General features: G+C 47.0%; 7 protein-coding genes. 5 read left to right on the top strand and 2 right to left on the bottom strand.

What is annotated here, in order from left to right:
- Positions 1–237 precede the first annotated feature (237 nt).
- Positions 238–1,227, bottom strand: coding sequence for an NAD-dependent epimerase/dehydratase family protein (locus WCO51_08290; protein ID MEI6513257.1), 990 nt, complete (start codon positions 1,225–1,227; stop codon positions 238–240).
- Positions 1,228–1,412: 185 nt separating this feature from the next.
- Here WCO51_08290 and hcp point away from each other — a divergent pair, with 185 nt between their 5' ends.
- Positions 1,413–2,705: a hydroxylamine reductase gene (gene hcp / locus WCO51_08295; protein ID MEI6513258.1), complete on the top strand. Its 1,293-nt coding sequence runs from the start codon at positions 1,413–1,415 to the stop codon at positions 2,703–2,705.
- Between the two features lie 113 nt (positions 2,706–2,818).
- Here the strand turns inward: hcp and WCO51_08300 are convergent, their stop codons facing one another.
- Entirely contained in the window at positions 2,819–3,937 is a 1,119-nt protein-coding gene (locus WCO51_08300) for a uroporphyrinogen decarboxylase family protein (GenBank protein MEI6513259.1), read from the bottom strand.
- A 122-nt stretch (positions 3,938–4,059) separates the two neighbouring features.
- Here WCO51_08300 and WCO51_08305 point away from each other — a divergent pair, with 122 nt between their 5' ends.
- The 4 genes from WCO51_08305 to WCO51_08320 all read left to right on the top strand — a co-directional run.
- Positions 4,060–4,491, top strand: a complete 432-nt coding sequence (locus WCO51_08305) for a hypothetical protein (protein ID MEI6513260.1) — start codon at positions 4,060–4,062, stop codon at positions 4,489–4,491.
- 9 nt (positions 4,492–4,500) lie between these two features.
- On the top strand, positions 4,501–5,067 hold the full coding sequence (locus tag WCO51_08310) for a GNAT family N-acetyltransferase (protein MEI6513261.1): 567 nt from the start codon (positions 4,501–4,503) through the stop codon (positions 5,065–5,067).
- Positions 5,068–5,088: 21 nt separating this feature from the next.
- On the top strand, positions 5,089–5,775 hold the full coding sequence (locus WCO51_08315; GenBank protein ID MEI6513262.1) for a protein-L-isoaspartate(D-aspartate) O-methyltransferase: 687 nt from the start codon (positions 5,089–5,091) through the stop codon (positions 5,773–5,775).
- 179 nt (positions 5,776–5,954) lie between these two features.
- Positions 5,955–6,541: hypothetical protein (locus tag WCO51_08320; GenBank protein MEI6513263.1), on the top strand; the 587-nt coding region annotated here is incomplete at its 3' end.

Below are 6,541 nucleotides of genomic sequence, written 5' to 3' on the forward strand. Positions count from 1 at the left end.
TAATAATATAGAATGATGATAGATACGACTGTTTCCATGATGAATGATACAGAAATAGCTATCAGGTAAACACCTATAACCCTGATCAACACGCGTGCCAAATCTCGCTTATTCATGTGACTCTCCACAAATTTTAATTGTTAGCCTTAAACACTCTTACCAACTAACATTATTAATATTAATTCGCCATGCCCGAAAAGTTATCCTTCTTTTCGACAAATTTATAACAAAAGGATATCAGAATCTAAGGTTACGTATCTCTCGCTGGGCGGCGATGACTTTATCTTCCCAATCGGTGCTATCCGAATCTGGGATGCGGCCTTCGCTGTCCATTGCCTCAAGCACTCGGCTGAAACCTTCTTCCAAACTGATTACCGGCCGGAATTCGGGGACGTCTCGAAATAGCTTTTCGGGACTATAGTAAGTGTTGTGGGCGAAAATCTCCTTGCAGATCCCAACATCAGGTACGTTCATCGCCACTAGATCGGCCAATGGCACACCGACTAGCTCCACTTCGCGACCTAGAATCTTCATAGCAGTTCTGTGATAGTCAGCCCAGCTTACAAACCAACGGTTGACCATGTTGTAGGTTTGCCCCAGGCAGTTGCTCTTACCAAGCACATTCGCAAACGCAAGCGCCGCATCCTCAACGTGCATTAACTGATGAATAGCGCTGCCGTCGCCGCAGACTAAAATTGGCTTGCCTTTTCGCACCCTGTCAATCGAACCGAAATCCCAGCAGACCTGACGCAATAAGCCCATTTTCGGTCCATAAGTCGACGAGGGCTTAATAATAGTAACAGGAAACCCTTCACGATAATAGGCTTCCATGAACACCCCATCCGCTTCCACCTTATTGCGCCCATAGCCGGTGATCGGCCTGAGGGGATGGTCCTCTGTCACTGGAAAATAATCATATTGAATGCCATATGTGCAAACCGTCGAGCACTGCACGAAGTGCGAAACACCCCTGAAGGCGCGGATGCTGCTGAGGGCATTCTCTTTACTAAAACAAATCATATCAATCGCGGCATCGAACTTCTCCGCCTGTATCGCCTTCTCAAAAGCCTCGCTGTCATAGCGATCCCCATGAATAGCCCTTGCCCCTTCAGGCACGTCGCCGCTGGTTCCACGGTTAAAGCAGACCACTTCATGCCCCTGCTTCAAAAGCAGTTTGACAATACTAACGCTAATATTCCCCGTCCCGCCTACTACGCATACTTTCATCTTGTATCCTCCAATAGGAAGTATTATCCAATTTACCCTATGATCAGCTGCACCTAGTTATTGGAAGCCATGCACAGAATGCTTGAAGTCAATAAGCTTTCCAAAAAAAGTAGATCATCAGCTTGCAATTGTAAAGTTTATTTAGCTATACTAAGCAAAACTTCTAAGGAGCTTTGCTTATGGGCATGTTTTGCTACCAATGTGAACAGACAGCCAACGGAACAGGTTGTACCAATCTCGGTGTCTGCGGAAAGAACGAGGACATTGCAGGTCTTCAAGATTTACTCGTATTTGGATTAAAAGGAATTGCAGCTTACGCGCACCACGCGCGTGAATTGGGCGCAAGAGATGAGCAAGTGGATGCGTTTGTGCACGACGCACTATTCTTTACGCTGACGAATGTCAATTTCAGCTTAGACGATCACTTAAAGATGGTCATGAAGTGCGGGGAAATGAATTACCGCATCATGGAAGTGCTCGATAAAGCTAATGTGGATCGCTTCGGTTCACCTGAGCCGGCGTCAGTATTTACTGGAACAAAGGCTGGGCCGGGCATTATTATCACCGGTCATGACTTACTTGACCTGGAAGAACTTCTCAAGCAAACTGAAGGCACTGGCATTAATGTCTATACCCATGGCGAAATGCTTCCCGCACATTCATATCCTGAATTAAGGAAATATCCACACTTAGTTGGCAATTATGGTACCGCGTGGCAGAATCAGCGCATTGAATTTGAAAAGTTCTCAGGCGCTATCGTTGTGACTACTAATTGTGTGATGCCATTAACCAGCCAGACAACATATGGCAATCGTATTTTCACTCGAAGCATTACAGGTTTAGAAGAATCAACACCTATTGAAGGGCGCGATTTCTCGGCTGTCATTAAGAAAGCTCTTGAGTTACCTGCGCTTGTCGAACAAGAGGGCGCATATACTATCCCAACTGGTTTCCATCACAATGTCATTCTCAGCATCGCTGACAAAGTGGTCGAGGCAGTAAGAGCCGGCAAAATCAAACATTTCTTCCTTATTGGAGGTTGCGATGGCGCAAAGCCCGGACGCAACTACTTTACGGAATTAGCCCAAAAAGTGCCGAAAGACTGCGTTATTTTAACCGTAGCTTGTGGGAAATATCGTTTCAACGACATTGATTTTGGTGAAATTGACGGTATACCGCGTTTATTGGATCTCGGTCAGTGCAACAACTCATATTCCGGAATTCAAATTGCTTTGGCGCTTGCAAAAGTATTTAATTGCGGTGTAAATGATCTACCGCTTTCCATCGTTCTTTCGTGGTTTGAGCAAAAAGCGGTTGCTATTCTGTTGACGCTTCTACACCTCGGCGTCAATAACATAAGAATTGGACCTACACCACCAGCTTTTGTTACGCCAAACGTATTTAAGGTACTTAATGAAGGATTTGGCTTGAAGCTTATTACTACACCTGATGAAGATCTAAAGGCAATACTCAGCTAATAAACTACAATACATATAAGCAAGAGACGAAACCAGCCCTTACGGGTTGGTTTCGTCTCTTTGTAAAAGCTATAAATTACAGCAGAAACCCCTCTGCCATTTTGCATTTAGTCTTATCGGTGTGCCAACTCGTGACATAAATCCAGATAAAGCTTGAGGCCTTCTGGGCTGGTGTTCCAGGGGATGTGATTGCCGATGCCCATCATGTAGCCGCCAGTCATCTTTGAAGTTTCTATCATGCTGTGGACCATCGCCTTGATTTCTTCAGGATTGTTTCGGCACAAGACGCGGTTATCTCCTTCGCCGACCAGGAAGCAATTTTCGTGCTTACGCGCGATTGCTTTGAAATCCGTGTAAGGCTCGGTGAAAATCCCAACAGCGCCGCAAGCAAAGATATCGTCGACAAACACATCGGCACAACCGTCGGTGATCATTATCACTTCCTTACCGGCCTCCCGCAATATTCCCCAGAACTCCTCATAGCGTGGGAAGATAAACTTGCGCATCCAAGCCGGTGACATATAAGGCCCACGCGATCCGACGATATCGTCATGGCAGAGAACATGTGTAACAGGGAGCCTTGTGAAGGTTCGAAATACACGACGATTAATTTCCGCGAACTCGTCCATTATACGTTCAAAGCGGGGGTCTAATGCAGCCTCAAGAAACAGTTCCCAACCAAAGGTGAGAATCGGCCACATGATCATTGTGTTATAGAAGCCAACGTACTCCCACTCACCTTCAGGGAGCTTTCCGCCCCATTCAGCAGGAAAGTGCGTCGAATAGACTTGAAAGAGTTTCTCTTCGTCCCTATAATCCCGAGCTTCGTTTAGAGGTAAATCTGTAAAATCGCCAAGTTCAAGCGGCGAAAAGGCAAGCACTTCTTCCACATCTTTGAACTTAATGCCCCAATCCCAGTGCGAAGAGGTGCTTGCTCCCCATCGAACTGAACGCCTACCATGCTCATCGATGGAAACGGAGTTGCTCTTCCCATCGAGATCAGGCCTCGGTATAGGCTCATCCTTATCGGGTACTCCGGCATAGAGCATAGGGTACATCTCATTCATCTTCAATGCGCAAAGGCGGGGGTGCTCGTAAAAGTCAATTCCGGTACAATAGGTCATCCCGTCGGGACATGACAATGGTTCCCAGTGGGGGATGCGCTTAGGCCATAATCTTTTGTATGCCTGATATCTCTCGTCTTGCTTCATTTCTTCCTCTTTCAAAGCCATATAGCTTCACTTACTCATAAAAGTTTACCCGATGCTCATTAACCTTGAAGGGTGGTTCGGCTAAGTCATATTCGTGTAAACTTAAACTGATATTAGTTGAACTTATTAACTTGCGAACTGTTATGCAAATTTTAGATTTTCGAACCTGCCTTCCTCGTAAAGTAGTTCCGTTTTGGACAGCTTGCGAAAAAGAGATAAGACATCGAGATCCCCGTTTGTGGGTTCCCCGCGATCTCGAACGGCAGCTTCAATGGCTTTATCAAGATATGCGAGGAGAGCCAGGTATCGTCGGCAGGATCGCTTCACAAGATGACAATACAATTGGGATGCTGATGGTGGCTCGGCGGCAGATTGCGGAAATCGATGTCATTCGGGCGATCTACCCGCGACGATTTGCTTTCTGTTCATGGCTGGCAGTAGATCGTTATCTGGATACCAGCGCCATTATTAAAAATATGCTCGATAGCGCCTACCAAGCGCAGGCATTAGCTGATCTGTCTTCGTTGTTCATCGCAGTCCCCACTGCTGCGGTTGAGACGCTTAAGGCGCTTTAGGAAGCCGGCTTGCGCTCATGGATTATGATGGCTCACCGTGATGCCCTTCCCTACGAGCCACCTGATTTTGAGGGTAAAGTCAGGGCCGCTTCCCTCCTCGATCGAGAGGCGATTATCGATCTCAGTATCGAAATGATTGAATTCCACCGCGAAATCGACCCCCGATGCTCAACTGATGCCGATCTCAAGGCAATTTATCAAGCCGAATTAAATGACGCCTTTGCTGACCTCAACCATGCAATCTTTGTAGCCGAATTGAACGGGAAAGTGGTCGGAGAGATGCACTGCGTTCTTCATCGATTAAATGAGGAAGAGCGCTCAAGTCCCATCAGCCCTGGAACTTACGGCTATATTGGCTCAGCCTCAGTAACGGCATCGGTTCGAGGCAAAGGGGTTGGGAAAGCCCTTTTCGCGCAAGCTAATCGCTGGTTCCGATCTCACCGTGTGAACGGCGTCCAACTACATTACAATACAGTCAATCCAGTCTCAACTCACTTTTGGCAAAATTTAGGATTTGAGCCACTAATCGTTACTCTCCATCAAGAATTAACTCATTCTATAAGCCCTGAAACGTAGAGTCATTTGGGGATACCGAACATGTTTGACACGTATTCCTTGCAACGTGAACGAATGGTGACGGAGCAGATAGAGGCTCGCGGGATTACCGACCAACAGCTTCTAGCGGTCATGCGCAAAGTCCCCCGCCATCTTTTCGTGCCGGAGCGTAATCGTTCACAAGCCTATAGCGATTCAGCGCTGCCGATTGGTGAAGGACAAACCATCTCCCAACCGGCCATTGTTGCTATCATGTCCGAACTGCTCGAACTCAACGGGGATGAAAAGATATTGGAGATCGGCACCGGTTCGGGCTATCAAACCGCTATTCTAGCCGAACTTGCAGGAGAAATCATTACCCTCGACCGTCTCCTTGCTTTAGCGGAAAAATCTCGCTCGCTTCTTAACGATTTAGGTTATAAAAACGTTGAGGTTATCGTCGGAGACGGCACTGAAGGTTATATTCCAAGAACGCCTTATGATAGGATTTTAATCACCGCCGGAGCGCCGTATGTTCCGCAACCACTTTTAGATCAACTCCAATCACCAGGCCGCCTAGTTGCTCCCGTTGGAACCATGCGCAAGCAAACCCTAACGGTTGTTTACAAGGACGAAAGCGGAAATCTTCAGTGGAAAAACCACGGCTTCTGCGTCTTCGTCCCCTTGGTCGGCCAGCACGGCTGGGATGCAAAAACCCACTCTTCCAACGCTTCTGATGAGAAGAGGTGATAGGTTTTGAAAGAGAATCAGATAACTCAAGAGGAGGAGGTTGCTTCGGCACAAACATCCTTGCAATGACACAAAAAGCTTAGCCTCATATCCGAAATCTTGCTTCTTGCCTCTTGCTTCTTGCTTCTCTCCATTTCGCCTTTCGCATAAGAAGATGGTGTATGATAATAGGCAGGTAAATGTTATTAACTTTGTTCTTATTTATATTCGCTATCGGGCTTGGGCATCGGCTTATTCGGGGAGTTGTAGAGACCTGGAGTTGGCCGGAGAGGATTGCCTTTTCCGGAGCGCTTGGGCTTGGAATTTTTGCATATGGAATTCTTGGCCTGGGTTTACTCGGCGGGTTGAAATGGCCGCTTTGGGCGTTTACAGCTACTTTTATCCTGCTCAGTCTTCCTGAAACTCTCCGACTTGCTCGTGAAATTAAAACGCCTCGGCCAACTTTGAGCGGAATTCTAATCGGTCTAGGGCTTCTGGTTTTTGGAGTTATCACTCTTCTTGGCGTAATCAGCCCCGCCGATTCAAGCGAATGGGATACAATCGCTTATCATCTAGCTGTTCCAAAGCTCTATCTTGAAGCTGGACGGATTTATTACATCCCCTATATTCACCACAGCAACTTCCCAAGTACGGTCGAAATGCTTTATACGTGGGGATTAGCCATAAATGGGCAGAGTGCCGCAAAAGCTTTTCACTGGCTCTTTGGTTGGATGATGTTTCTCGGCGCTGCAGGGTTCGCTGTGCGTCAGAGCAATGGGAAAGCAAC

The sequence above is a fragment of the bacterium genome, from assembly GCA_037131655.1.
Classification (GTDB): domain Bacteria; phylum Armatimonadota; class Fimbriimonadia; order Fimbriimonadales; family JBAXQP01; genus JBAXQP01.

Coding starts and splice junctions, on each gene's coding strand:
- WCO51_08300 (MEI6513259.1), bottom strand. CDS start 3,937: ATGGCTTTGAAAGAGGAAGAAATGAAGCAAGACGAGAGATATCAGGCA.
- WCO51_08315 (MEI6513262.1), top strand. CDS start 5,089: ATGTTTGACACGTATTCCTTGCAACGTGAACGAATGGTGACGGAGCAG.
- WCO51_08305 (MEI6513260.1), top strand. CDS start 4,060: ATGCAAATTTTAGATTTTCGAACCTGCCTTCCTCGTAAAGTAGTTCCG.
- WCO51_08290 (MEI6513257.1), bottom strand. CDS start 1,227: ATGAAAGTATGCGTAGTAGGCGGGACGGGGAATATTAGCGTTAGTATT.
- hcp (MEI6513258.1), top strand. CDS start 1,413: ATGTTTTGCTACCAATGTGAACAGACAGCCAACGGAACAGGTTGTACC.